At 62.8% G+C, this 22551-nt stretch carries 24 protein-coding genes; 13 read left to right on the forward strand and 11 right to left on the reverse strand.

Annotated elements, in window-relative coordinates:
- Entirely contained in the window at positions 1-1332 is a 1332-nt protein-coding gene (locus ACZ5TH_RS12840; RefSeq protein ID WP_464794154.1) for an FkbM family methyltransferase, read from the forward strand.
- An 18-nt stretch (positions 1333-1350) separates the two neighbouring features.
- Here the strand turns inward: ACZ5TH_RS12840 and ACZ5TH_RS12845 are convergent, their stop codons facing one another.
- Entirely contained in the window at positions 1351-2469 is a 1119-nt protein-coding gene (locus ACZ5TH_RS12845; protein WP_464794155.1) for an AI-2E family transporter, read from the reverse strand.
- Between the two features lie 180 nt (positions 2470-2649).
- On the opposite strand from ACZ5TH_RS12845, the gene ACZ5TH_RS12850 reads away from it, so the two are divergent.
- Positions 2650-3087 carry an acyl-CoA thioesterase gene (locus ACZ5TH_RS12850; RefSeq protein ID WP_449470942.1) on the forward strand — a complete coding sequence of 146 codons (438 nt, stop codon included), beginning with the start codon at positions 2650-2652 and terminating at the stop codon, positions 3085-3087.
- 210 nt (positions 3088-3297) lie between these two features.
- On the opposite strand, the gene ACZ5TH_RS12855 is transcribed toward ACZ5TH_RS12850, so the two are convergent.
- Entirely contained in the window at positions 3298-3684 is a 387-nt protein-coding gene (locus ACZ5TH_RS12855; protein WP_464794156.1) for a DUF983 domain-containing protein, read from the reverse strand.
- 94 nt (positions 3685-3778) lie between these two features.
- Between ACZ5TH_RS12855 and pabB the strand changes: the two genes are divergently transcribed.
- The 6 genes from pabB to ACZ5TH_RS12885 all read left to right on the forward strand — a co-directional run bounded on the left by pabB (position 3779) and on the right by ACZ5TH_RS12885 (position 9305).
- Positions 3779-4960, forward strand: coding sequence for an aminodeoxychorismate synthase component I (gene pabB / locus ACZ5TH_RS12860; protein WP_464794157.1), 1182 nt, complete (start codon positions 3779-3781; stop codon positions 4958-4960).
- Positions 4961-4978: 18 nt separating this feature from the next.
- Positions 4979-5602, forward strand: a complete 624-nt coding sequence (locus tag ACZ5TH_RS12865; protein ID WP_464794158.1) for an aminotransferase class IV — start codon at positions 4979-4981, stop codon at positions 5600-5602.
- Between the two features lie 285 nt (positions 5603-5887).
- Entirely contained in the window at positions 5888-7090 is a 1203-nt protein-coding gene (locus ACZ5TH_RS12870; RefSeq protein WP_464794159.1) for a pyridoxal phosphate-dependent aminotransferase, read from the forward strand.
- A 263-nt stretch (positions 7091-7353) separates the two neighbouring features.
- A complete protein-coding gene (locus ACZ5TH_RS12875; protein WP_464771752.1) occupies positions 7354-7521 on the forward strand; it encodes a hypothetical protein in 168 nt (55 codons plus the stop codon).
- The gene (gene msrA, locus ACZ5TH_RS12880; RefSeq protein WP_464794160.1) at positions 7508-8179 is read left to right on the forward strand and encodes a peptide-methionine (S)-S-oxide reductase MsrA; all 672 of its coding nucleotides are present in this window, start codon (positions 7508-7510) and stop codon (positions 8177-8179) included. Before ACZ5TH_RS12875 ends, msrA begins: the two co-directional genes overlap by 14 nt.
- Positions 8180-8192: 13 nt before the next feature.
- Positions 8193-9305 carry a zinc-binding dehydrogenase gene (locus ACZ5TH_RS12885; RefSeq protein WP_464794161.1) on the forward strand — a complete coding sequence of 371 codons (1113 nt, stop codon included), beginning with the start codon at positions 8193-8195 and terminating at the stop codon, positions 9303-9305.
- Positions 9306-9363: 58 nt separating this feature from the next.
- Here the strand turns inward: ACZ5TH_RS12885 and ACZ5TH_RS12890 are convergent, their stop codons facing one another.
- The 3 genes from ACZ5TH_RS12890 to thrS all read right to left on the reverse strand — a co-directional run bounded on the left by ACZ5TH_RS12890 (position 9364) and on the right by thrS (position 12707).
- A complete protein-coding gene (locus ACZ5TH_RS12890; RefSeq protein WP_464794162.1) occupies positions 9364-9747 on the reverse strand; it encodes a VOC family protein in 384 nt (127 codons plus the stop codon).
- Between the two features lie 318 nt (positions 9748-10065).
- Positions 10066-10599, reverse strand: a complete 534-nt coding sequence (gene infC / locus ACZ5TH_RS12895; protein WP_449470959.1) for a translation initiation factor IF-3 — start codon at positions 10597-10599, stop codon at positions 10066-10068.
- Between the two features lie 125 nt (positions 10600-10724).
- A complete protein-coding gene (gene thrS, locus ACZ5TH_RS12900) occupies positions 10725-12707 on the reverse strand; it encodes a threonine--tRNA ligase (protein ID WP_464795114.1) in 1983 nt (660 codons plus the stop codon).
- Positions 12708-12868: 161 nt separating this feature from the next.
- Here thrS and ACZ5TH_RS12905 point away from each other — a divergent pair, with 161 nt between their 5' ends.
- The 3 genes from ACZ5TH_RS12905 to ACZ5TH_RS12915 all read left to right on the forward strand — a co-directional run bounded on the left by ACZ5TH_RS12905 (position 12869) and on the right by ACZ5TH_RS12915 (position 15550).
- Positions 12869-13306, forward strand: coding sequence for an ExbD/TolR family protein (locus tag ACZ5TH_RS12905; protein WP_464794163.1), 438 nt, complete (start codon positions 12869-12871; stop codon positions 13304-13306).
- A gap of 79 nt (positions 13307-13385) precedes the next feature.
- Positions 13386-14471 carry a YjgN family protein gene (locus tag ACZ5TH_RS12910; protein WP_464794164.1) on the forward strand — a complete coding sequence of 362 codons (1086 nt, stop codon included), beginning with the start codon at positions 13386-13388 and terminating at the stop codon, positions 14469-14471.
- A 59-nt stretch (positions 14472-14530) separates the two neighbouring features.
- Entirely contained in the window at positions 14531-15550 is a 1020-nt protein-coding gene (locus ACZ5TH_RS12915) for a M48 family metallopeptidase (protein ID WP_464794165.1), read from the forward strand.
- Here ACZ5TH_RS12915 and ACZ5TH_RS12920 read toward each other — a convergent pair whose 3' ends face one another.
- The 6 genes from ACZ5TH_RS12920 to ACZ5TH_RS12945 form a co-directional block, all read right to left on the reverse strand.
- The gene (locus tag ACZ5TH_RS12920) at positions 15551-15916 is read right to left on the reverse strand and encodes a DsrE family protein (protein ID WP_464794166.1); all 366 of its coding nucleotides are present in this window, start codon (positions 15914-15916) and stop codon (positions 15551-15553) included. It lies immediately after the preceding gene.
- Positions 15904-16671 (reverse strand): HesA/MoeB/ThiF family protein, encoded by a 768-nt coding sequence (locus ACZ5TH_RS12925; protein ID WP_464794167.1) that lies wholly within the window; start codon positions 16669-16671, stop codon positions 15904-15906. Before ACZ5TH_RS12925 ends, ACZ5TH_RS12920 begins: the two co-directional genes overlap by 13 nt.
- Positions 16668-17132, reverse strand: coding sequence for a dUTP diphosphatase (gene dut, locus ACZ5TH_RS12930; RefSeq protein ID WP_464794168.1), 465 nt, complete (start codon positions 17130-17132; stop codon positions 16668-16670). Before dut ends, ACZ5TH_RS12925 begins: the two co-directional genes overlap by 4 nt.
- Complete coding sequence (gene coaBC, locus ACZ5TH_RS12935; protein WP_464794169.1) at positions 17107-18354, reverse strand: bifunctional phosphopantothenoylcysteine decarboxylase/phosphopantothenate--cysteine ligase CoaBC; 1248 nt, start codon at positions 18352-18354, stop codon at positions 17107-17109. Before coaBC ends, dut begins: the two co-directional genes overlap by 26 nt.
- Positions 18351-19892 carry a 2-polyprenylphenol 6-hydroxylase gene (gene ubiB / locus ACZ5TH_RS12940; RefSeq protein WP_464794170.1) on the reverse strand — a complete coding sequence of 514 codons (1542 nt, stop codon included), beginning with the start codon at positions 19890-19892 and terminating at the stop codon, positions 18351-18353. Before ubiB ends, coaBC begins: the two co-directional genes overlap by 4 nt.
- A gap of 178 nt (positions 19893-20070) precedes the next feature.
- Positions 20071-20802 (reverse strand): class I SAM-dependent methyltransferase, encoded by a 732-nt coding sequence (locus ACZ5TH_RS12945; RefSeq protein WP_464788024.1) that lies wholly within the window; start codon positions 20800-20802, stop codon positions 20071-20073.
- Positions 20803-20922: 120 nt separating this feature from the next.
- Here ACZ5TH_RS12945 and mutM point away from each other — a divergent pair, with 120 nt between their 5' ends.
- Entirely contained in the window at positions 20923-21735 is an 813-nt protein-coding gene (gene mutM, locus ACZ5TH_RS12950) for a bifunctional DNA-formamidopyrimidine glycosylase/DNA-(apurinic or apyrimidinic site) lyase (RefSeq protein WP_464794171.1), read from the forward strand.
- Positions 21736-21852: 117 nt separating this feature from the next.
- Positions 21853-22116, forward strand: coding sequence for a 30S ribosomal protein S20 (gene rpsT, locus ACZ5TH_RS12955; protein WP_449470969.1), 264 nt, complete (start codon positions 21853-21855; stop codon positions 22114-22116).
- Positions 22117-22551 lie beyond the last annotated feature (435 nt).

Below are 22551 nucleotides of genomic sequence, written 5' to 3' on the forward strand. Positions count from 1 at the left end.
TTGTCGCCTTTCGCCAGGTTGCTGGATGGCACGCCGATTCGATCGAGCTATGGCCGTGTCCGACTGGCCTTTGATGTCCGCGACCGGACTCATCTGCTCGGGCTGACCGGGGAATATGGCGCGCGAGTCTCCGATGAGGTGGAATGCCTCCGTCCCGGTGACTGCTTCATCGATGTCGGCGCCAATTGCGGCATCTTTACCCTTCTTGCGGCGGAACGCGTGGGGCCGGACGGGCTGGTGATCGCCTTCGAACCTTGCTTTTCCACCTTCGCAAAGCTGGTCCGGAACATCGGTCTGAACGCGTTTGGCAATGTCCTGCCCTTCAACATGGCCCTTGCGGCCCTGACCCGCCCCGACCTGCTCGACAATCGCGCGACAGGGCATTCCGGGCGCTTCTCCATCGCCAGCGAGCCTGTGGAGGAGGGGGAACGGGTCATGACATTGTCGATCGGCGACTTTCCCGGCCTCCTCAAGCTGATCGGCGAGCGATCCATCACGGTGAAGATCGATGTGGAGGGATTTGAATATGCCGTCCTTCAGGGGCTGGCGCCGATCCTCGCCCTCCCGCAAACGCGTGCAGCGGTCGTCGAAATCGATAACCAGAACCTTCACCGCTATGGTGCTGATGCAGGCGAAGTCTTCACCCTGCTAGAGCGCCATGGCTTCACCCGCGTCGATCGTGACGGCGCAGGCGATCATTTCGACGCGGTTTTCCACCGCCGGACTGACACCGCAGTAACCGTCGCGGCTTGTGCTAACGTCACGCCATTTCGTCGGCCGCCTTCTCATGCCGCCCCCGTCTCGCTCTCGCTTGCCCGATCAACATCCCGCCTCGCGCGCGTCGTTGCGGCCTTGTTGGTGTTGGCGGGCGGCTGGTTCGCCATGGGCAAGGGCGTGTCGGTCGATCGCGGCCGGGCGGAGGAATATTTCATCAAGGAAGCCTTGCAGTCGCACAAAGTCGCGGAAATGCGGGCCGTCCTGCGCCGTTCGCCGCCCACGGTGTTCAACGTCGGCGAAGTCGGCTCCTTCGCCCGCATCGCGCTTCCCGTCCTGCCGCAGGGTTGGCGTATCACCGATGTACAGCTTTTCCCTTCCGACAGCGGTCCCAGCCTTCAGATGACCATCACCAACGACGTCAGCCGTCCGGTATCCCTGTTCGCCGTCCGCGACGATGGCGTGGCGCCCGCCAAACCGGCCGTGCTCACCCGCGACGGCAAGACCGTCGCCTATTGGCAGGAGGGCGAACTGGCCTACGCCCTGATCAGCAAGAAGAAGCAGCCAGCCGAACTCGATCGCCTTGCCGAGGATATCGCCGACAATGTCTCCTCCTAAGGGCGGTTAGTACAACCCTCAGCGATCCGCCTTAGCGGACGGCGTCTCTTCCTGCGTCAACGGCCCTTCCAGCCCGTTGCCCGTCCGCATCCGCGTGACGATGTTCCATGTCGCGATGAACAGCGCGGCGATCACCGGCCCGATGACGATGCCATTGAAGCCGAACATGTCGATGCCGCCCAGCGTCGTGATCAACACCACATAATCGGGAATGCGCGTATCCCGCCCGACCAGCATCGGCCGCAGCAGATTGTCGACCAGGCCAATGACGAACAGGCCGCAACCGATCAGGATGATCCCCTTGACCACCGCGCCCGTCGCCAGCAGGTAAATCGCCACCGGCACCCACACCAATCCCGTGCCCACCGCCGGGATCAGCGAAAAGCATCCCATCAGCACGCCCCACAGCAGCGCTCCGGTGATCCCCAACGCCCAGAAAACGGTGCCGCCGATCATCCCTTGAACGATGGCTACGACCACGCTGCCCTTGATTGTGGCGCGGGTGACGACAACGAACTGCTGCATCAGCGCCCGCCGGTGGGTGGAACGCAGCGGCGCCGCGCGATCCAGCCGCGCCGCCAGCGCAGGCCCGTCGCGCAGCAGGAAGAAGGTGAGGTAGAGCGTGACGCTCAACGCCACGAAAAAGCTGAATGCGCTCTGCCCGATCTGGAACACCTGCGATGCGACGGACCGGAAGCTGTTGGCGATCCCCTGACCCAGCATGTCGCGCACCGCCGCGAAATTGGTGATGCCCACGCGCGCCAGCAGGTTCGAAGCCCAATCCGGCAGGTTCGCCCGGAATGCATTGAACATGGCGGGGATATTGATCTGCCCCGACTGTATCTTGGCGTAGAAAAGCCCCGCTTCCTGCACCAGCGAGACAGCCAGCACGATCGCGGGCAGGATGACGACGGCCACGATCAGCAACAGCGTCAGCCCCGCCGCGCTATTGGGGCGGCCCGGCATCTGCCGCAACAGGTTCTGGTTGATCGGCCCGAACAATATGGCGGCGATCACGCCCCACAATATGGCCGCGAAAAACGGCTCGATCACCAGAGCAAAGGCCACCGACACCAACAGGACGAAGCCCAGAAAAACACCGTCTTCGATGCGGACATTCTGTGGCTTGTCGGTCATGTTCGCGCTTTGGCAGAAATGGGGGGCAAAAGTCCATCTCCCGCGCGATGGCGGCGCTTTTGCACCGCGACCAACATCCGCTGTGTCAAAAAGGTCGCAGTTGCGTCAATTTTCCCTGAACGATTGAATCCGCGTCGGCGAAGCGTAAGAGCTTCAAGGACAACCATCGGAAAGCAGGACATGGCAAAACCCGAATCCTGGCGGCTGAGCCCGGAAGCCTACAGCTTCATCACCAGCATCGATACGCGCTTCCAGGATATCGACACGATGGGCCACATCAACAATGTGGCCATCTCCGGCATCTTCGAAACCGCCCGCATCCGCTTCCACCATCATCTCGGCCGTCACCCGCAGGAACAGGGTGTGCGCTGGCTCGTCGCTGCTGTATCGCTCAACTTCGTGGAGGAATCGCACTTCCCCTATCCGTTCGAAGTGCATTGCGGCATCGGCCATATCGGCCGCACCAGCTGGACCGTCAGCTCCGCCGCCTTCCAGAAGGGCGTCTGCGTCGCCACCTGCGACACTACCGTCGTCACCCACGGCTCCGAAGGCCGCCGCAGCATCGACGCCAGCCTGCGCGAAGCCATGGAGCGCAACTTCCTGCGCCAGCCGGCCTAACTCATGACCGTCACCCCAGCGAAAGCTGGGGTCTCGTGAGGCTTGCCCGCGCCGTCTCCTGAACCAACCTCCCTCACCTCCGTTCGCCCTGAGCTTGTCGAAGGGCTTTCCTTCTTGAAGGGAAGGGGAAGGGCTTCGACATCCGGACGAGGCAAGTGACTCGTTCGGACAGCCCGAAGGAGAGCGGAGTGATGAAGGGGTGGAGTTAGATCAGCCCGCAAACCCATCCATCCGCCGCGCCCACTGAAACGCGATCACCGCCCCCTTCGCCGGCTGGATCATCACCGCCGCCAGCACCACCGCCAGCCCCGGCCACAGCGCCGCCTGCACCCCTAGCGGAATCGCCAGCGCATGGTTCACCTCGATCATCAAGGGCACCAATATATGCCCCAGCAGCAGGATCACGATATAGGCGGGGAAATCGTCCGCCCGCGACACATCCCATGGCTGGCCGCACGCATTGCAGGCCGGACTGGGCTTCAGGAACCCTGCGAACATCGCGCCTTCGCCGCAGGCGGGGCAACGGCCGCGCAGTCCTGAAGTCAAGGCGGGGCGAAGCGGTCGCACGGCGGCACTAGCGGAAGGATGGTCGCTCATGCGCCGTCCCTATGGCTGCGCGGCGGACTGTGCAACACAGGTTTAAGCGCCTACCTCCCTTTCGCCCCGCCAAAAGGCTGTTAAGACGGCCCCCATGCGACTGCCGGGTGCCTCCGAAGCCTTTGTCCTGTTCGACGATGCGCGAGAGCGCAATCCCGCGCCCGCGCGTCTCTATCGTGACCCGGTGGAGATCATCTGCGCTAATTGCCTTGAGGATGTGCAGCCCGCCCTCGACCGCATCGCCGAAGCGGGCGAGATGGGCCTCCATACCGCCGGTTACATGAGCTATGAGGCGGGGCTGATGCTGGAGGATCGCCTCCAGCCGATCGCCCTTCGGCAGGGCGACCATAGGGCCGCCATGCCGCTTCTGTGGTTCGGCCTGTTCGAAGGGCATCGGCTGATCGATCCCGCGCTGATGCCGGACCTGTTGCCTGATCCCTCCGCTGTCAGCATAGAAGCGCCGCAGCCGCTGATGGATGAAAAGGCTTATCGCGCGGCCTTCGCCCAAGTGCAGGACTATATCCGGGCAGGGGACATTTATCAGGTCAATCTGACCTTCCCCTGCGCCGCGCGCTTCGACGGCGACCTGATGGCGCTCTACGCCGCGATCCGTCCTCGCCAACGCGCGGGCTATGGCGGCATCATCCGCACCGGCGCCCACAATATCCTCTCCTTCTCGCCCGAACTTTTCTTCACCAACGTGCGCGGGCAGCTGACCGCCCGGCCCATGAAGGGCACCGCCCTTCGCTCCGCCGACCCCGTCCGCGATGCGGCACTGGCACGGGAATTGGGGGAGGACATCAAGCAGCGCGCGGAAAATCTGATGATCGTCGACCTGCTGCGCAACGATCTGTCCCGCGTGTCGCGCGCCGGAACCGTGATCGTGCCCGATCTCTTCCATGTCGAAACCTATCCAACCGTGCATCAGATGGTCTCGACCATCCGCGCACGGCTGCTACCGGGCCTGTCGCCCGTCGATATCCTGCGTGTCCTCTTCCCCTGCGGATCGATCACCGGCGCGCCAAAGGTGCGGGCGATGGAAATTATCGATGCAGTGGAGGCACATCCGCGCGACATCTATACCGGCACCATGGGCTGGATCGATCCGAACGGAGACGCTGCCTTCAATGTTGCCATTCGCACGATTTGGGTTGAAGAAGGCAGCAAGGAGGGGCGCCTGGGATTGGGTTCGGCCATTGTCGCGGACTCGGATGCGGCATCCGAGTGGGCGGAATGCCTGGCCAAGGGGCGCTTCCTGACGACTGCGGGACAGTAGGGGGCTTGAATAGTTTCGATGTCATTGGATGACGGACGGTTCGATCTGCTCGAAACCATGGCTTTCGATCCGGTCGACGGTATCAGGTTGCTGGAGCTGCATCTGGAACGGCTGAAGGAAAGTGCCACGGCACTCGACTTCGTCTTCGACCGTCACGACGTTCGCAACGAATTACAGGCCGCGACTTTTCGTCTGCGCGAACGCAGCCGCCTCCGCCTTCTCGTCTCGCGGCGCGGCTCCATCGCCATCGAAGTGCGCGAACATCGCACCTGGCCCCAGGCGATCATGCAGGTGGCGATCGTGCCCCGGAAAAGCCGAACCGATGACTTTCGCCTCACGCACAAGACCACCGACCGGACAATCTATCGGGATGCGTTGAAGCGCGGCGGCACTTACGAAGTGCTGATGACCGACGAAGAAGGCTTCCTCACCGAAGGCTGCTTCTCCTCCATTTTTGTGGAACGCGGCGACAAGCTGGTGACGCCGCCCCTCGCGCGCGGCATCTTGCCCGGCGTCCTGCGCCGCAGCCTCATTGAAATGAACGAAGCGGTCGAAGCCGACCTCAAACCGCGCGACTTGGAAAACGGCTTCTTCATCGGCAACGCCGCCCGAGGCATGGTCGCGGCCTCCCTCGCAAGGTAGAAACTCTCCCCTCCCGCAAGCGTTCAAACGAGGCGCATGACTCGTTTGAAGGGTCGGGGGTGGGCCAGCCACCTCTCCTGCTCTACTTCCGTCATCCCAGCGAAAGCTGGGATCTCAGGCCAACTCACGCCACGCCTCCCAAGATTCCAGTTTCCGCTGGAATGACGACTGTTGCGCAATGCAAGCCACCCCACCCCAACTGGCGGTTGCCCCCCGCGCCATAGCGCACTAAGGAGCCTCGCGTCCGCCCGCGCGGACTCACTATTCATCAGAAAGAGTGTCACGATGAGCCAGACTTCCGCTGCCCTCGGTCGCATCCAGCCCTCCGCCACCCTGGCGATGAGCGCGCGTGTGAATGCCCTCAAAGCCGAAGGCGTCGATGTCATTGGTCTCTCGGCCGGCGAACCCGACTTCGACACGCCCGACTTCGTCAAGGAAGCTGGCATTGCCGCGATCCGCAAGAACCTGACCCGCTACACGGACGTCGATGGCACCGCCGACCTCAAGGACGCGGTCGCCTTCAAGTTCAGCCGCGACAACGGCCTGACCTACAAGCGCAGCCAGATCAGCGTGAACTCGGGCGGCAAGCACACTCTGTTCAACGCGCTGGTCGCGACCGTCGATGTGGGCGATGAAGTCATCATCCCGGCGCCTTATTGGGTCAGCTATCCCGACATCGTGAACTTCGCGGGCGGCACCCCCGTCTTCGTGGAAGGCCCCGCGAGCCAGGGCTACAAGATCACCGCCGCGCAGCTCGACGCCGCGATCACGCCGCGCACCAAATGGCTGATCCTAAACTCGCCCTCCAACCCTTCGGGCGCGGCCTATTCGGCCGACGAGTTGAAGGGACTGGGCGAAGTGCTGCGCCGCCATCCCCATGTCCTCATCATGACCGACGACATGTATGAGCATGTCTGGTACGCGCCGACCCCCTTCGCGACCATCGCGCAGGTGTGCCCCGACCTCTACGAGCGCACCCTGACCGTGAATGGCTGCTCCAAGGCATTCTCGATGACCGGCTGGCGCATCGGTTTCGCCGGTGGCCCCGAATGGATCATCAAGGCGATGGGGAAGCTCCAGTCGCAGTCCACGTCGAACCCCTGCTCGATCAGCCAGGCGGCCGCCGTCGCCGCGCTGACGGGTGAGCAGGACTTTCTTGAAGAGCGCAACGCCGCCTTCAAGAAGCGCCGCGACATGGTCGTCTCGATGCTGAACGACGCGCCGGGCCTCGATTGCCCGACGCCCGAAGGCGCCTTCTATGTCTATCCCGACGCCAGCGGCCTGATGGGCAAGACGACGCCCAAGGGCCAGCTGATCGACAACGACGAAAAGCTCATCGGCTATTTCCTCGATGAAGCCCGCGTCGCCGCCGTTCACGGCGCCGCCTTCGGCCTCTCGCCCGCCTTCCGCATCAGCTACGCGACCTCGGAAGAAATTCTGGCCAAGGCGTGCAAGCGCATCCAGGAAGCCTGCGCCGCCCTCAAATAAGTTCCCTTAATCCTCCCCATCGAAGATGGGGAGGGGGACCATTTGCTCCGCAAATGGTGGAGGGGAAAATGCGCAACATCGCCGTTTCCCTCATCCTCTCCGAAAAAAACGGACTCTCGTCCGGCGCACCGTCTTGCAGCCAGAACAAGGTTGCCTATATCCCGTTTTAATTCGAAACGGGACTAGCCGCCTCGTTCACCAAAGGCTAACCCTCCCACTGCTAATCCCCGTCCTTCCGGGAAATGATAGAAAGGAAGAAGGCCATGCTGGCATTCCTGAAATCCGACCTGTTCCTGCGCTTTCTCGGCGGGTTTGCGATTGGGTCCGCTGGCGTCTTCGCCCTCCACCTCGCCGATCCTCCGGCCCTGACGACCCCGGCCATGGCCGCGTCCGACAGCGCGCCCGAGGCGAATTCCAATGCGGCCCTTTAACGCCTTTCTCATCGCCCTCTCTGCGGCCGCCGCCGTCGCCTCTCCCCTGCGCGCAGAGCGCCCCGTCTTCGCTCCGGCGCCCGTGATAGATGCCCCGGCAACCCGAAAGCTCGAAACCGCAGTCTTTGCTGGAGGCTGCTTCTGGGGAGTCGAGGGCGTCTTTTCCCACATCAAGGGCGTGCGTCTCGTCACCTCCGGTTTTGCTGGCGGCCCTGCCAACCTCAAGGTCGACTATGACCGCGTCAGCCAAGGCGACACGGGTTTCGCCGAAGCCGTCCGCGTCACCTATGATCCCCGGCAGGTCAGCTACGCTACCTTGCTGCGGGTCTTCTTCTCGGTCATCGCCGACCCCACCACGCTCAATTATCAAGGCCCCGATCGCGGCACCCAATATCGCAGCGCACTCTTCCCCCTCACTCCGGGGCAGGACAAGGCCGCTCGCGCGTATCTGGCACAGCTGGACAAGGCGGGACTGTGGCGCGACCCGATCGTGACGAAGGTCGAACGCTTCACCGGCTTCCAGTCTGCGGACGCCTATCATCAGGATTTCCTGACCCGGAACCCGCGCCATCCCTATATCAAGCGGTGGGACATGCCCAAGCTCGCCGCGTTCAAGGCGATGTACCCCAACCTCTACAGCGCCCGCCCCTCAGCCTGAAAAGGACATAGCCATGACCCGGATCCAAGGATTGAAGCTTCTATCGACCTTGGACGAGGATGGTCGGCTGACCGTCGAACTGGCGGAGGAGACGCTACCGCCGCCTCGGGCGGACGAGGTGCTGGTCCGCGTAGAAGCGGCACCCATCAACCCGTCAGACCTCGCCCTGCTTTTCGCCTCCGCCGACCTTGAAAATGCTGATTACAGCGAAGACCGCATCGTCGCCCCTATGCCCGACGCGGCCCGTCACGCGCTGGCGGGGCGAGTGGGCCAGCCCATGACGATCGGCAATGAAGGGGCGGGCACCGTCATCGACGCGGGCGAATCCCCGGAAGCTCAGGCCCTGCTCGGTAAGCGCGTCGCCCTGATCAGCGGTGGCATGTTCGCGCAATATCGGGTCGTCAACGCCCGCGCCTGCATGGTCCTGCCCGATGAGGTGACGGCGGAGCAGGGCGCTTCCGCCTTCGTGAACCCCATGACGGCCCTTGGCTTTGTAGAAACCATGAAGCGGGAAGGGCACAAGGCCATCGTCCACACCGCCGCCGCCTCCAACCTGGGCCAGATGCTGGTGCGCATCGCTCAGGAAGACGGCATTCCGCTGGTGAACATCGTGCGTAACGACGCGCAGGTGGCCATCCTCGAAGGGATCGGCGCGGACCATGTGCTCAACAGTTCGGCAGAGGACTTCCCTGCTCGGCTTGAAGCCGCCATCGCAGCCACCGGCGCGACCATCGCCTTCGACGCAATCGGCGGCGGCAATCTCGTCAGCCAGATCCTGCACGCCATGGAACAGGTCGCCAGCAAAGACGCGCCCTACAGCCGCTATGGTTCCGACAGCCCCAAGCAAGCCTATATTTATGGCGCGCTCGACCTGTCCCCCACCATCCTGACGCGCAGCTTTGGGTTTGGCTGGTCTGTTGGCGGCTGGCTGCTCTTCCCCTTCCTGCAAAAGGCGGGACCGGAAACGATCGAACGGATGAAGCAACGCGTGATGGACAATATCACGACGACCTTCGCCAGCCACTATAAGGGCCACATCTCGCTGTCCGAAGCGCTCAACCGCGAAGCCGTGCTCACCTACAATGCCCGGCGCACCGGCGAGAAATATCTGATCGTTCCGAATTGATCTGAAATGCGAGAGTTCAGGAGCGCCACGTCAGCGCTCCTGAAAAAGCCCCGTCGCGTCAGGCCGCCATCTGGTGCAGCACGCATAGCTTGTTGCCTGCCGGGTCGCGCAGATAGGCCAGGTACAATTTGCCCATGCCGCCGTCACGAACACCGGGCGGATCTTCGCAAGTCGTGCCGCCTGCCGCGATCCCCGCCGCATGCCATGCATCGGCCTGCTCGGGCGAAGAGACCGAAAAGCCGATAGTTCCGCCATTGGCCGCACAGGCCGGTTCACCGTTGAGCGGCTTGGAAATCGCGAACGCACCGGTCGGCGTCATGTAGAAGACACGGCCCTTGTCATCGACGAAACCCGGCGAGACGCCCAGAGCGCCCAGCGTCGCGTCATAAAATTGCTTGGATTTCTGAATGTCGTCGGCACCAACCATGATGTGGCTGAACATATGCATCCTCTCTGCCATTTCGCGCGGCCCGCAACCAGCCGGGCTCACCGGCCCGGTTGAGGAACGCTTCGAATAAAAAAGCCGAACTCTCCGATCCAATGGTTCGGAAAGCTCCACAAAACCGCGGCTTGCCTTTGCCGCCCCTTATGCATGAACCAGCTGGAGCACGCTGTCGATCCTCATCGGCGCATCAATGTGATCCCGGGAAATGCTTCACGGCCGATGGCGTATCGCCGCTGCGTCGGTGCCTTAAATAGCAAATGGGCGGAGCCTGAACCCAGACCCCGCCCAAAAAGCATCCGCCAAAACCGGCAAGCCTTATTTCGGCGCGAGCACCATCAGCATCTGGCGGCCTTCCATGCGGGGATAGGCTTCGACCTTGGCGATCTCGCCGACATTCTCCGCCACGCGCTGGAGCAGCTGCATGCCAAGCTGCTGGTGCGACAGCTCGCGGCCACGGAAGCGCAGGGTGATCTTCACCTTGTCGCCATCGCCGATGAAATCATGGACCTTCTTCATCTTCGTATCATAGTCATGATCGTCGATGTTCGGACGCATCTTGATCTCTTTGAGTTCCTGCGTCTTCTGGGTCTTGCGGGCGATATTGGCCTTTTTCTGGGCCTCGTACTTGAACTTGCCGATGTCGAGGAACTTGCAGACCGGCGGATCAGCGGTCGGGGACACTTCGACCAGGTCCAGGCCCAGCTCATAAGCGCGCTCCATGGCCTCCTGCGTCAACATCACGCCCAGATTTTCGCCTTCGTCGTCGATCACGCGCACCTTGGGCACGGTGATGAACTCATTGTAACGGGGACCGGACTTAGGCGGCGGCGCCATCGGGCGGCGCATCATTGGGGGACGTATAGCGGCTTCTCCTATTATTGTTCCAAAACGGCTCTGGCGGCCTTTAGCGCAAAGCCGAAAGGGGCGGCAAGTCCGCAGTTACGGAATCACCGGCCCCATGTGGCATCGCTGCCTCACCGCATATCGGGGGCGAGCGCCTCTTTTGCAAGACGCTGGATGACATCATCAACGGCGAGGACGCTTTGCCCCTCCTTGCCCAACTCACGCAGCGCCAGCGTGCCTTCATCGGCCTCACGGCGACCGACGACCAGCAAATTGGGCACTTTGCCAAGGCTATGCTCGCGAACCTTATAGTTGATCTTCTCGTTGCGAACATCGACCTCGGCGCGGATTCCGGCGGCCCGGAGCTTTTCCACCACCGCGTTCGCATAGTCATCCGCGTCCGAAACGATGGTCGCGACCACCGCCTGCACCGGGGCGAGCCAGAGCGGGAATTTGCCCGCATAATGTTCGATCAATATGCCGATGAACCGCTCATAGGAGCCGAAAATCGCCCGATGTAGCATCACCGGCCGATGCCGTTCGCCATCTTCACCCACATAGGAAGCGTCGAGTCGCTCCGGCAGCACCCGATCCGACTGGATCGTGCCCACCTGCCAGGTCCGCCCGATCGCATCGGTCAGATGCCATTCCAGCTTTGGCGCATAGAAGGCGCCCTCGCCCGGCAGCTCCTCCCAGCCATATTCGGGCGTGTTCAGCCCCGCAGCGGCGACGGCGTTGCGCAGTTCCTCCTCGGCCTTGTCCCACATTTCCTCGGTGCCGAAGCGCTTCTCCGGACGCAGCGCCAGCTTGATCGAGTAGGTGAAGCCGAAATTCTTGTAGATCCGGTCTGCCAGTTCGCAGAAAGCCTGCACCTCCGCCACGATCTGGTCCTCGCGGCAGAAGATATGCGCGTCATCCTGCGTGAACTGGCGCACACGCATCAACCCGTGCAACGCGCCATGCGGCTCGTTGCGGTGGCAGCAGCCATTCTCATAGAAACGCAACGGCAGGTCGCGATAGCTTTTGATCCCCTGCTTGAAGATCAAAATGTGCGCCGGGCAGTTCATGGGCTTGAGCGCCATCCAGTCGACATCGTCGGATACCAGCGGCCCTTCATCCTCGACGTTCGGCACCTCGTCGGGGATGACAAACATATTCTCGCGATATTTGCCCCAATGGCCCGACTGCTCCCACTGGCGCGCATCCATCACCTGCGGCGTCTTGACCTCGCGATAGCCCGCATCGTCGATGGCGCGGCGCATATAGGCTTCCAGCTCGCGCCAGATCAGATAGCCCTTGGGATGCCAGAAGACCGACCCATGCGCCTCCTGCTGGAGGTGGAACAGGTCCATCTCCGCGCCCAGCTTGCGATGGTCGCGCTTGCCCGCTTCTTCGAGGCGCATGAGGTGCGCGTCCAACTGCTTCTTGTTGAGCCAACCGGTGCCGTAGATGCGCGAGAGCATCGCATTCTTCTGATCGCCCCGCCAATAAGCTCCCGACACGCGCGTCAGCTTGAAAGCATTCGGGTCGAGCTTGCCGGTCGATGCCAGATGCGGCCCCCGACACATGTCGAGCCACTCGCCACCGGACCAGTAAACCGTCAGTTCCTCGCCCTCGGGAAGCTCCGCCGCCCATTCCGCCTTGAACGTCTCGCCTTCCGCCTTCCAGCGCGCGATCAGGTCCTCGCGCGTCCACACCTCGCGGCGGAGCGGCTTGTCGGCGGCGATCAACGCCCGCATCTTCGCTTCGATCGCGGGCAGGTCCTCTTCTGTGAAGGGCCGATCCTTCGGGGCGAAATCATAGTAGAAACCGTCGTCCGTCGCCGGGCCGAAGGTGATCTGCGTCCCCGGAAACAAAGCCTGCACGGCCTCGGCCAGCAGATGCGCAAAGTCATGCCGCGCCAGTTCCAGCGCGTCCGCCTCATCCTTGCTCGTCACCAGCGCGAGTTGCGCGTCGCCTTCCAGAGGCCGCATGATATCGCGCAGTTCGCCGTCCACACGCGCCGCGATCGCCGCCTTGGCCAGACCCGGCCCGATCGCCGCTGCAATATCCGCCGGCGTAGTGCCGGGCGCGACTTCACGCACGGAACCGTCGGGCAGGGTGATCTTGAGCATCGCGGACAAGGGACAAGTCTTTCTGTGATTGGATGGCAGCGCAAAATGCCGCGCTTTCCCCATAAATGGGCGGCCCCGTCTGTCAATAGAAGGGCACTTGCCAAGCACTGCCACAGCGGGCAAGATAAATGTGTTGATATATCATTCAACAGGAGGGGTTCATGGCTTCAAGCTTCGTCCAATCCAACGCGTCTCAGCCCGAACAACCGATGGGCGAGATGAATACCACCCCATTGATCGACGTGATGCTGGTGCTGCTGATCATGTTCATCATCACGATACCGATCCAGACGCACAGCGTCGGCGTCGACCTTCCCCAAACGCCTGACACGGTGACGCAGCCGCCCGTAAATCCAGTCAAGAACAGGCTGACGATCGATGGGGAGGGCGTGCTGCGCTGGAACGGGGCGGCAATCGATCGGCTCACTCTGCGCCAATATCTCGCCGCGTCCCTTGCGAAGCCTGTCGAACCGGAGTTGCAGTTCCAGCCCGCCGCTGACGCCCGCTATGTCGTGGTGGACGAAGTGCTCGCCGACATTCGCCGAGCGGGCGTCAAGAATATGGGCTTTGTCGGTAACGAGCGCTACGCCACCTTCTGACGGAAGGACCGCAAACATGATCCCCCTTGACCAGTCGCCCGGCGCATAGTCTTTTGCTGCCGGGGACTACGGGGGGATCATGGACCAGGAACGCTTTTACGGCGAGAGCTTCGCCTTTGAAGGAAGCTGGCGCGAATATGCGCCCATCGCTTTTACCAACCTGCTGCTGACGATCGTCACACTGGGCATCTATCGTTTCTGGGCCACCACGCGGACGCGGCGCTACCTCTGGTCGAACACGCGCTTCATCGACGATCGGCTCGAATGGACGGGCACCGGTAAGGAATTGTTGCTGGGATTTCTGATGGTGCTGCTGCTCATGGGCGTGCCCTTCATGTTTCTTCAGTTCGGCGCGCAGGCGCTGGTGCTTCGGGGGCATGCGGGCCTCGCAGCTGTGCTCACCATGGCGGCGGCCTTCACTATCTTTTACCTCACGGGCGTCGCCCGCTTCCGCGCGCTGCGCTATCGGTTCAGCCGCACCTGGTGGCACGGCATCAGAGGTGGCGCCGACGACAGCGGCTTCGGCTTCGGCCTGCAATATATGTGGCGCACTCTGGTGTCCTACATACCCTTGGGCCTGCTCATCCCATGGTCGATGGTTTCGCTCTGGAACCGGCGCATGAACGTGATGAGCTTCGGCTCGCATCCATTCGTTGCGGTCGGTCGCGCCAGGCCGCTCATGAAGAGGTTCCTGCTCTTCTATCTTGCTCCGTTGCTTTTCGTCCTGCTCGGCGTCGCGATGGCGGGCACTTTCGGAGGAGCCATTGGCGGCGTTTGGGTGACATCCAGCTTCCCGCCGCTGCTGCGCATCCTGTCGTTCATCGTCATCTTCGTAGGCGTTTATGCTTTGCTTGGCCTCATCGCGCTCGCTTATTATGCGGCCTTCCTGCGCGAAACGATCGGTAACATGACCCTCGCTGGCCTGGAATTTTCCTTTGAGGCCAGCACGGATGATTGGCTTGCCTTGTTCTTCGGCGACATCGCACTGGTCGTCTGCACCCTCGGCATCGGGTCGATCTTCCTCCAGTATCGTCACTGGAAATTCTTCATCACCCACATGAACGCAACGGGCGAAATCTATACCGACGATCTCACCCAATCGCAGACGAAGACCAGCCGCCATGGTGAAGGCCTGCTCGACGCGCTCGACGTAGGTGCCTTCTGACCGGCCTGCCCGATTTCCGGCTCTGGCATTATGACGGCGTCACCGCGACGCGGCGGAGCGTGCTCCTCCGCCCGGTCGGGGATGGCTTCGTGCTGGAGGAACCGGAAAGCGGCTGGGCCGGTGCGCCTGCCATCTGGTCCGACCTGACCGTGATCGGCTCGGACGGCGGGCGTTCTGCCTATGGGCACAGCGCTATTCCCGGATGGCGCATGGGTTTTTCAGGAGAGCCACCAGCGGGTCTGTCTGCGCATCTGCCCAAGGGCGAACGCTATGGCCGCTGGATCGACCGCTTCGGCTTCTGGCCTATGGCGGGGCTGTTCACGGTTGCGGCGGCGCTGGTTGTCTGGGGTGCGCTCGAAGCCCCCGGCGCCATCGCCCCGCTGATCCCGCAATCCTGGGAAAACCGGATGGGCGATACCATGGTCGGGGATTTTGGCGGTCGCTTCTGCCACACGCCCGCAGGGGACGCCGCGTTGCGGACGTTGGCGGAGAGGATCGACCCCCATCATGAAGCGCGCGAAATCACGCTTGCCAACATCCCGATGGTCAATGCGGTAACGCTGCCCGGCGGTCGTATCATCCTGTTCGACGGCCTCATCCAGCAGGCCGACTCGCCTGACGAGGTCGCGGGCGTCCTTGGCCATGAACTGGGCCATGTTCGTCACCGCGACACATTGACCGGCCTTGTCCGCCAACTTGGCCTTAGCGCTGTGCTCGGCGGAGCGGGGGGCGGTGCAGGCAGCTACCTGAACGGCGTGCTTGCGCTCAGCTATGGGCGGGAGGCCGAAGCGGCAGCCGACAGCGTCGCGATTGATCAGATGCGCGCTGCCAGCATTTCCCCCGCCGCCACCGCGGCCTTCTTCGAAAAGCTCGGCGGCAAGGAGGCGGGGAGAGAAGAAAGGGCCATGACATGGCTCTCCTCGCACCCGCTCTCCGCCGATCGCCGCCGCCGTTTCGCCGACGCGGTCAAGCCGGGTTCGGCCTATCGCCCGGCCCTCGATCGCGTTTCATGGCAGGCGCTGCGCTCCTCCTGCGCGGCCGACCCCAAGGTTGCGAAATTCTGGGGGAAGGCCTTCTGATCAGGCGAAGATCAGGCGCGCCTGATCACCGGTCTGCTGAAGAAAGGCGATGGGGCCGCTGACGGAAATGCCTTCCGGCAATTCACTGGCGGCGACATCATGCAGCGCCATGCCGCTTTGGCAGGCAAGGATGCCGACATCCAGCGCCAGCGCCTCGGCGATCAATTGGCTAAGGGAAGGCAGGCCCGCCGCCAGATGCGCGGCATCCTCTGGTGCTTGAGCGGTTTGCCGCAGCAGCGCCACGGCATCCAGTTGCAGGAAGATGCTTGCCGCTCCGCCCAACGCCGCCTGCGCGCTCGCCAGCACCAGTGCGCCGCGCAGCCGCTCCGCGTCAGCCGTGGCGACAACAATTCTCAGTTCGCGCATAGTTCGGCGGCGCACGCCTTGCAGCCGGGGTCCTTGGCGACGCTCACCGTGCGGAACCGCATGGAGAGCAGATCGGCGAGCAGCAGCTTGCCCGCCATGTCCGCGCCGAAGGGGACGAGCGCGCGAATGACTTCCAGCGCGGCCAGGCTTCCCATCACGCCGGTAAGAGCGCCAATCACGCCTGTTTCGGCGCAGTTCCGCTCCGGCGCGTCCTGCGGATCGCCGACAAGGCAGCGATAGCAGGGCTGATCGGTTTCCCAGCCGCGATAGGTTGCGAGTTGCCCCTCGAACGGCCCGACCGCCGCAGAGACGAGCGGAATGCGCAACCGCTGCGCGCAGTCCGCCACCGCCAGCCGCGTCGCGAAACTGTCGCACCCGTCCAGCACCACATCCGCGTCCCGAAGCATGAGAGCGGCATTATCCGCATCGATCCGCGCATCGATGGGGATCAGCTTCACATCGGGATTAAGCCGCGCCACCGCCGCCATCGCCGCCTCGGCCTTGGCGACGCCGATGTCGCCGGTCCCGAACAGAACCTGCCGCTGCAAATTGGAAAGCGCGACATGATCGTCATCGATCACCCGGATCGTGCCAACACCGGCCGCCGCGAGATAGAGGATCGCCGGGCTACCAATCCCGCCCGCGCCGATCACCGCGATATCGGCCGACAGCAGCCGCGCCTGACCCGCGCCGCCAATCTCCTTGAGGACGATATGGCGGGCGTAGCGTTCCAGCTGCTCGTCGGAAAGGGTCATGAGCTACTCACTCCCGTCGATCCGAAACCACCCGAACCCCTGACCGTCTCGTCCAGTTCCTCGACCTCGGCAAAGCGCGCCACCTGCACCGGCGCCGCCACCAGCTGCGCGATGCGGTCACCGCGTGAAATGACGAAGGGTTCAGCGCCCAGGTTGATGAGGATGACCTTCAACTCCCCGCGATAGTCGGCATCGATCGTGCCCGGCGTGTTAGGCAGGCTGATCCCATGTTTCAGCGCCAGTCCCGACCGTGGCCGCACCTGCACTTCATAGCCATCGGGAATCGCCATCGCGAAGCCTGTCGCCACGGCATGCCGCCCGCCCGGCACGATGATCACATCCTCGGCGGCCACCACGTCCATGCCAGCCGCATGCTCGGTCGCATAGGCAGGCGCCGGCAGCCCCTCACCATGGGGCAAGCGCTTCAGACGGATTTCAATCGGAGAGAGAGGGGAGGACATTAGCAACCTTTTCGATGATTCGGGTGGCGACGGTATCCTTGGGCAAATGCTCCCAACTTTCGATGCCGTTCGCTGTGACGATATGCACGCTGTTGCTGTCGCCGCCCATCACGTCGCCTGACACATCATTGGCGATGATCCAGTCCGCACCCTTGCGCGCCAGCTTGGCCTCAGCATGTTCGGCAACCTTCTCGGTCTCGGCGGCAAAACCAATGAGCAGGGCAGGGCGCCCCGCATGTTTGCCCAAGGTGCCCAGAATGTCAGGGTTCTCCACCAGCGCGAGCGGCGCAGGCTTGCCTGATCCATCCTTCTTCAGCTTCTGTTCGCAAGCGTCAGCCGTGCGCCAATCGGCAACCGCCGCCACCATGATCGCCACATCGGCGGGCAGCGCGCCCTCGACCGCCGCCAGCATCTCCCGCGCAGTTTCCACATCGACGCGATCCACGCCCGCAGGCGTCGGCAGATGCACCGGCCCGGCGACCAGCGTCACCCGCGCACCGGCCCGCGCCGCAGCCGCCGCAATGGCAAAGCCCTGCTTTCCCGAAGAGCGATTGGCGATGTAGCGCACCGGATCGATCGGCTCATGCGTCGGTCCAGCGGTAACCAGAATATGCCGCCCTTTAAGTGGCAGTTCCGCGCCCTCAAAATCCGGTTGCCCCGCAAGCGGATCTTTCGCAGCCGGATGCTCAAGCAACCGCTCAATCTCTTCCACGATCGCTTCGGGTTCAGGCAAACGCCCCTTGCCGAACTCGCCGCAAGCCATCTCGCCGCTATCCGGCTCTATCAGATGGACGCCATCGGCATGCAACCGCGCCAAGTTCCGCTGCGTCGCTGCATGATGCCACATGCGCACGTTCATCGCGGGCGCCGCCAGCACCGGCTTGTCCGTCGCCAGCAGCAGCGTCGTCGCCAGATCATCGGCAATGCCATTGGCCATCTTGGCAAGAATATTCGCCGTCGCGGGCGCGACCACGACCAGATCAGCCTGTCGGCTCAGCTGGATATGCCCGATCTCCCGTTCTTCTTTCAGGTCGAACATGTCGCCATAAACATGGTCCTCGGTCAGCACGCCCAAGGAAAGCGGCGTCACGAAATGGGTGGCGCTGTCGGTCAGCACCGCCCGCACGGCGATGCCGCGCTTCTTCAGCAGCCGCACCAGTTCCAGCGACTTATAGGCCGCGATGCCACCGGCGACGATCAGGAGGATGCGGCGCTGAGTCATAGTTGCAGATGTAGCAGGGCCGTAACGACCGCTCCAGTCACCGCGGCAACACCGGCCACCGCGGCATAGCGCCACCCCCCGCCGATGCGGATCAGCCTCACCTCGGTCAGCGGCGGCGGCGGCGGCGCTCCTCCCTTCTCCGGGAAAGCCTCCTCGATCCGGCGCACAAGGCCGGGCAGCCGCTGAAGCGTCCGCCAATTCTCGATCAGCGCATCCGCCGCCTTGGCTTCCGGCCCCAGTTCCGCGCGCAGCCATTCCTTCACATAGGGGCCGCTCGTCTCCCACAGGTTGATGTCGGGATCGAGCGCGGTCGCTACACCCTCCACCATCACCATGGTCTTCTGGAGCAGCAGCAAATGGGGCTGGGTCTGCATGTCGAAGTCGCGGGTGATGGCGAACAACCCGTCCAACATGCCCCCGACCGATAGTTCGCGCACCGGCTTGCCCCGCATCGGTTCGCCCACGGCGCGCAGGGCGGTCGCGAACTCCTCGACATTATGGTGGCCGGGCACATATTGCGCCTCGAAATGGATTTCGGCGACCCGCTTATAGTTGCCGGTGATCAGCCCGTAGAGAATCTCCGCCAGCCACATGCGCGCCCGCCGGTCGATCCGCCCCATGATGCCGAAATCGATCGCCACGATATCGCCATTGGCGGTGACGAACAGGTTCCCCTGATGCATGTCAGCGTGGAAGAAACCCTCGGCGATCGCCTGCCGCAGGAAGGCGTTGACCAACCGCGCGCCCAGTTCCTTCACATCATGACCCGCCGCGATCAGGGCGTCTCGATCGGAAATCTTGATCCCGTCGATCCACTCCATCGTCATGACCTTGCCTGTCGTGCGATCCCAATCGATCATGGGCACGCGATAGCCCGGCATCGCCTCCATCGCCTCGGCGAGTTCGGACGCCGAAGCGGCTTCCCGGCGCAAATCCAGCTCGCGCGCGGTCCAGCGCTTCATGTTGGCGATGACCAGGCGCGGCCGCAATCGCGCGACCTCGCCACCCAACATTTCCACATGGGCAGCGGCCCATTCATAGGTCTGGATGTCGCGGTTGAACTGGTCCGTGACGCCCGGCCGGATCACTTTCACCGCGACATCGCGGCCGTCCGTGGTAATGGCGCGATGCACCTGCGCGATCGACGCAGCGCCCACCGGTGCTTCATCGAAGCTGGTATAGATGCTCTCCAGCGGACGTCCGAAACTCTGTTCGATCTGCGCGCGAATGGTGGCGAAAGGCACGGGCGGCAGTGCGTCCTGCAACCGCAAAAGGTCGTTCGCCGCCTCATCCCCAACCAGATCGGGGCGTGTTGCCAGCGTCTGCCCCAGCTTGATCGCTGCAGGCCCGATCGCCTGAAAGGCATCGGCATAGCGCGGTTGCCTGGGCACCTGTGCCCCCACCCGCGCCAATCGCACCAGCCGCCTCACGGGCGTAGGCGTCAACGGATCGCGCTCAATCCCCCGCAGCGCCCCATGTCGCGCCAGCGTTCGGCCCCATTTCAGCAGCCGCCAAATATGCGTGATGTGGGATGGCACTACCTGCTCCCCTCCCGCAAGCGGGAGGGGCTGGGGGTGGGCGCGCCGCGGAAGCGGCGCTGCTCTGACCTCGCGTAGGCAGTCGCTCGCTTTGCTCGCCCCCACCCTTCGAAGCAGGCACGTGACTGCTCCGAACCCTCCCCAGAAGGGGAGGGGCTTATCGTGTGCGAAGCCACCATCAAATCTTCCACCCCGAATGGATCGCCACCAACCCACCCAGGATCGGCTCGACCTTCGTCTGCACGAAACCAGCCTCCCGGATCATCCGCTCAAATTCAGGCATAGGCGGAAAGCGCCGGATCGATTCGATCAGATACCGATAGCTGTCCTCATCATCGGCGAGCAGCTTGCCCAGCTTGGGCACCAGCCGATGCGAATAGACGTCATACACATCGGCGAAGCCCGGCCAGGTCGTCGTCGAAAATTCCAGGCAGAAGAAGCGACCGCCAAATTTCAACACGCGATGCGCTTCCCGCAGCGCCTTGTCGATATGCGTCACGTTGCGGATGCCAAAGGCGATCGTATAGGCGTCGAAACTGCGGTCCTTGAACGTCAGTTCTTCCGCATTCTGCTCCGACCAGATCAGCCCTTCGAGGCCCTTCTTCTTCGCGCGCTCGACGCCCACGGCCAGCATTTCCGGATTGATGTCGGACACGGTGACGTGGGCACCATGCTTGGCCAGACGAAAGGCGATGTCGCCCGTGCCGCCCGCCATATCCAGGATCGCTTCATCCTTGCGCGGCTTCACCCGCCCGACAAACTGGTCCTTCCACAGCCGGTGCGCGCCCACGGACATGGCGTCGTTCATCAGGTCATATTTGGATGCGACATTGGAAAAGACCGCGCGCACCATCCCCTGTTTTTCAGAGGCATCCACGTCGCGATAGCCGAAAGAAGCAGTGTCGTTCATGGGCCAGCCTCCTAGAGCATTTGCATGTCCGGTGGAAACACCCCAGATCGGCGAAAATGTTCAGTGACTTGTCGGCATTATTCGGCCTGACGATCCGATCGCTATCCAAGAGAGATTTGAATGCCTGAACTGCCCGAAGTCGAAACCACGGTCGCTGGCCTCCGGTCGGTGCTGGAGGGCGCGATTCTGACCCGTGTCGAACCACGCCGCGCGGATCTCCGCTTCCCCATACCGGTCGATCTGCGGCAGCGACTGACTGGCGCGACCGTCACATCGCTGTCCCGCCGCGCCAAATATGGGCTCATCGAAACCAATCGCGGCGACACGCTGATCTTTCATCTTGGCATGTCGGGGCGTTGGCGAATCGACCCGGCGGAGATCGGAACGCATGACCATCTTCTGATCGAGACTGGAAACGGACACCTGCTTTCCTTGAACGATCCGCGCCGCTTCGGCTCGATCGACCTCGTGCGCACCGACGGCTCCCACGCCTACGGTCCCTTCACCCGCATGGGGCCGGAGCCACTCGGACCTGATTTTTCGGCTGCCTATCTGGCGCAGGTGCTGAAAGGGAAGGCGACATCGATCAAGGCGGCGCTGCTCGATCAGCGAATCGTGGCGGGACTCGGCAACATCTATGTCTGTGAAGCGCTCAACATGGCGGGCATCTCCCCAACGCGCGAGGCGGGGCGCATCAGTCGGGCGCGGCTCGGGCTGCTGGCCGACGCGATTCGGGAAGTGCTGACAGCCGCGATTGCGGCCGGAGGGTCCACCTTGCGCGATTATGCCCGGCCCGATGGGGAGCTGGGCTATTTCTCCAAACAGTGGCGGGTCTATGGCCGGGAAGGCGAAAGCTGCGCCTGTGGCGGCGTAATCCGGCGACGCGTGGACGGCGGACGGTCGACCTTCTACTGCCCGAAATGCCAGAAATAGCACGCGCCTTCCCGTTGACGCTTTGGCTTATCCCCTGTAAGGGGCGCACCTTCACAGGGACGGCTGGCGATTCCGGCTGACCCTATTCACGAGATTTGACGAGACCGAGGACTTTAAATGGCCAATACGCCGCAAGCCAAGAAGCGCATCCGCCGCAACGCACGCCGCGCCGAAATCAACGGCGCCCGCATCAGCCGGATTCGTACCCTGGTGAAGAAGGTCGAATCCGCTCTCGCTGCTGGCGACAAGTCGGCTGCCGCCACGGCGCTTCAGTCCGTCCAGCCTGAACTGGCTCGTGGCGTCGCACGCGGCGTGCTGCACAAGAACACCGCCGCTCGCAAGTTCGGCCGTCTCACGAAGCGGGTTAGCGCGCTCGCCTGAGCCGCTTCACTCGATCGTCACGTAAAAATCGAAAAACCCGTCCCGCTCTGGGGCGGGTTTTTTTCATGATTCCGTCACGCGGCCGTAACGGACATCCGCAGTTTCCCGCGATTCCCTCACGATTCGAGCAAAAGGGCACAGAGGTGTATATTTGATAAGTATCTGTATTTGCGTGATATTCTGTTCATTTCGCCATTTTCCCCGGTTTTCCGCGTCAACGTCTTTATTTCATATTTTTGAAGGGCCTTGCCCTTGATCAGGCGAAGATTGCCTGTCTATTTTCAACTCTCTGATCACCACTCGAATCGATTCCGGTGATCGTCATTAGGTTGTTTTTGCGCAGACTTGTTGGGAAAGCTCCCGCTTTTCCAAACGGATTTTTGCGTCTGATGGTCCCTGCCCGGCAGGGGCACAGTTGATGGGGGTCGACTGTTT

The sequence above is a fragment of the Sphingobium sp. TomTYG73 genome (assembly GCF_055394245.1).

What these genes read in the sequence shown, in the direction of transcription:
- ACZ5TH_RS12845 (WP_464794155.1), bottom strand. Translation starts at nt 2,469, where the DNA reads ATGACCGACAAGCCACAGAATGTCCGCATCGAAGACGGTGTTTTTCTG.
- ACZ5TH_RS12850 (WP_449470942.1), top strand. Translation starts at nt 2,650, where the DNA reads ATGGCAAAACCCGAATCCTGGCGGCTGAGCCCGGAAGCCTACAGCTTC.
- ACZ5TH_RS12855 (WP_464794156.1), bottom strand. Translation starts at nt 3,684, where the DNA reads ATGAGCGACCATCCTTCCGCTAGTGCCGCCGTGCGACCGCTTCGCCCC.
- pabB (WP_464794157.1), top strand. Translation starts at nt 3,779, where the DNA reads ATGCGACTGCCGGGTGCCTCCGAAGCCTTTGTCCTGTTCGACGATGCG.
- ACZ5TH_RS12865 (WP_464794158.1), top strand. Translation starts at nt 4,979, where the DNA reads ATGTCATTGGATGACGGACGGTTCGATCTGCTCGAAACCATGGCTTTC.
- ACZ5TH_RS12870 (WP_464794159.1), top strand. Translation starts at nt 5,888, where the DNA reads ATGAGCCAGACTTCCGCTGCCCTCGGTCGCATCCAGCCCTCCGCCACC.
- ACZ5TH_RS12875 (WP_464771752.1), top strand. Translation starts at nt 7,354, where the DNA reads ATGCTGGCATTCCTGAAATCCGACCTGTTCCTGCGCTTTCTCGGCGGG.
- msrA (WP_464794160.1), top strand. Translation starts at nt 7,508, where the DNA reads ATGCGGCCCTTTAACGCCTTTCTCATCGCCCTCTCTGCGGCCGCCGCC.
- ACZ5TH_RS12885 (WP_464794161.1), top strand. Translation starts at nt 8,193, where the DNA reads ATGACCCGGATCCAAGGATTGAAGCTTCTATCGACCTTGGACGAGGAT.
- ACZ5TH_RS12890 (WP_464794162.1), bottom strand. Translation starts at nt 9,747, where the DNA reads ATGTTCAGCCACATCATGGTTGGTGCCGACGACATTCAGAAATCCAAG.
- infC (WP_449470959.1), bottom strand. Translation starts at nt 10,599, where the DNA reads ATGATGCGCCGCCCGATGGCGCCGCCGCCTAAGTCCGGTCCCCGTTAC.
- thrS (WP_464795114.1), bottom strand. Translation starts at nt 12,707, where the DNA reads ATGCTCAAGATCACCCTGCCCGACGGTTCCGTGCGTGAAGTCGCGCCC.
- ACZ5TH_RS12905 (WP_464794163.1), top strand. Translation starts at nt 12,869, where the DNA reads ATGGCTTCAAGCTTCGTCCAATCCAACGCGTCTCAGCCCGAACAACCG.
- ACZ5TH_RS12910 (WP_464794164.1), top strand. Translation starts at nt 13,386, where the DNA reads ATGGACCAGGAACGCTTTTACGGCGAGAGCTTCGCCTTTGAAGGAAGC.
- ACZ5TH_RS12920 (WP_464794166.1), bottom strand. Translation starts at nt 15,916, where the DNA reads ATGCGCGAACTGAGAATTGTTGTCGCCACGGCTGACGCGGAGCGGCTG.
- ACZ5TH_RS12925 (WP_464794167.1), bottom strand. Translation starts at nt 16,671, where the DNA reads ATGACCCTTTCCGACGAGCAGCTGGAACGCTACGCCCGCCATATCGTC.
- dut (WP_464794168.1), bottom strand. Translation starts at nt 17,132, where the DNA reads ATGTCCTCCCCTCTCTCTCCGATTGAAATCCGTCTGAAGCGCTTGCCC.
- coaBC (WP_464794169.1), bottom strand. Translation starts at nt 18,354, where the DNA reads ATGACTCAGCGCCGCATCCTCCTGATCGTCGCCGGTGGCATCGCGGCC.
- ACZ5TH_RS12945 (WP_464788024.1), bottom strand. Translation starts at nt 20,802, where the DNA reads ATGAACGACACTGCTTCTTTCGGCTATCGCGACGTGGATGCCTCTGAA.
- mutM (WP_464794171.1), top strand. Translation starts at nt 20,923, where the DNA reads ATGCCTGAACTGCCCGAAGTCGAAACCACGGTCGCTGGCCTCCGGTCG.
- rpsT (WP_449470969.1), top strand. Translation starts at nt 21,853, where the DNA reads ATGGCCAATACGCCGCAAGCCAAGAAGCGCATCCGCCGCAACGCACGC.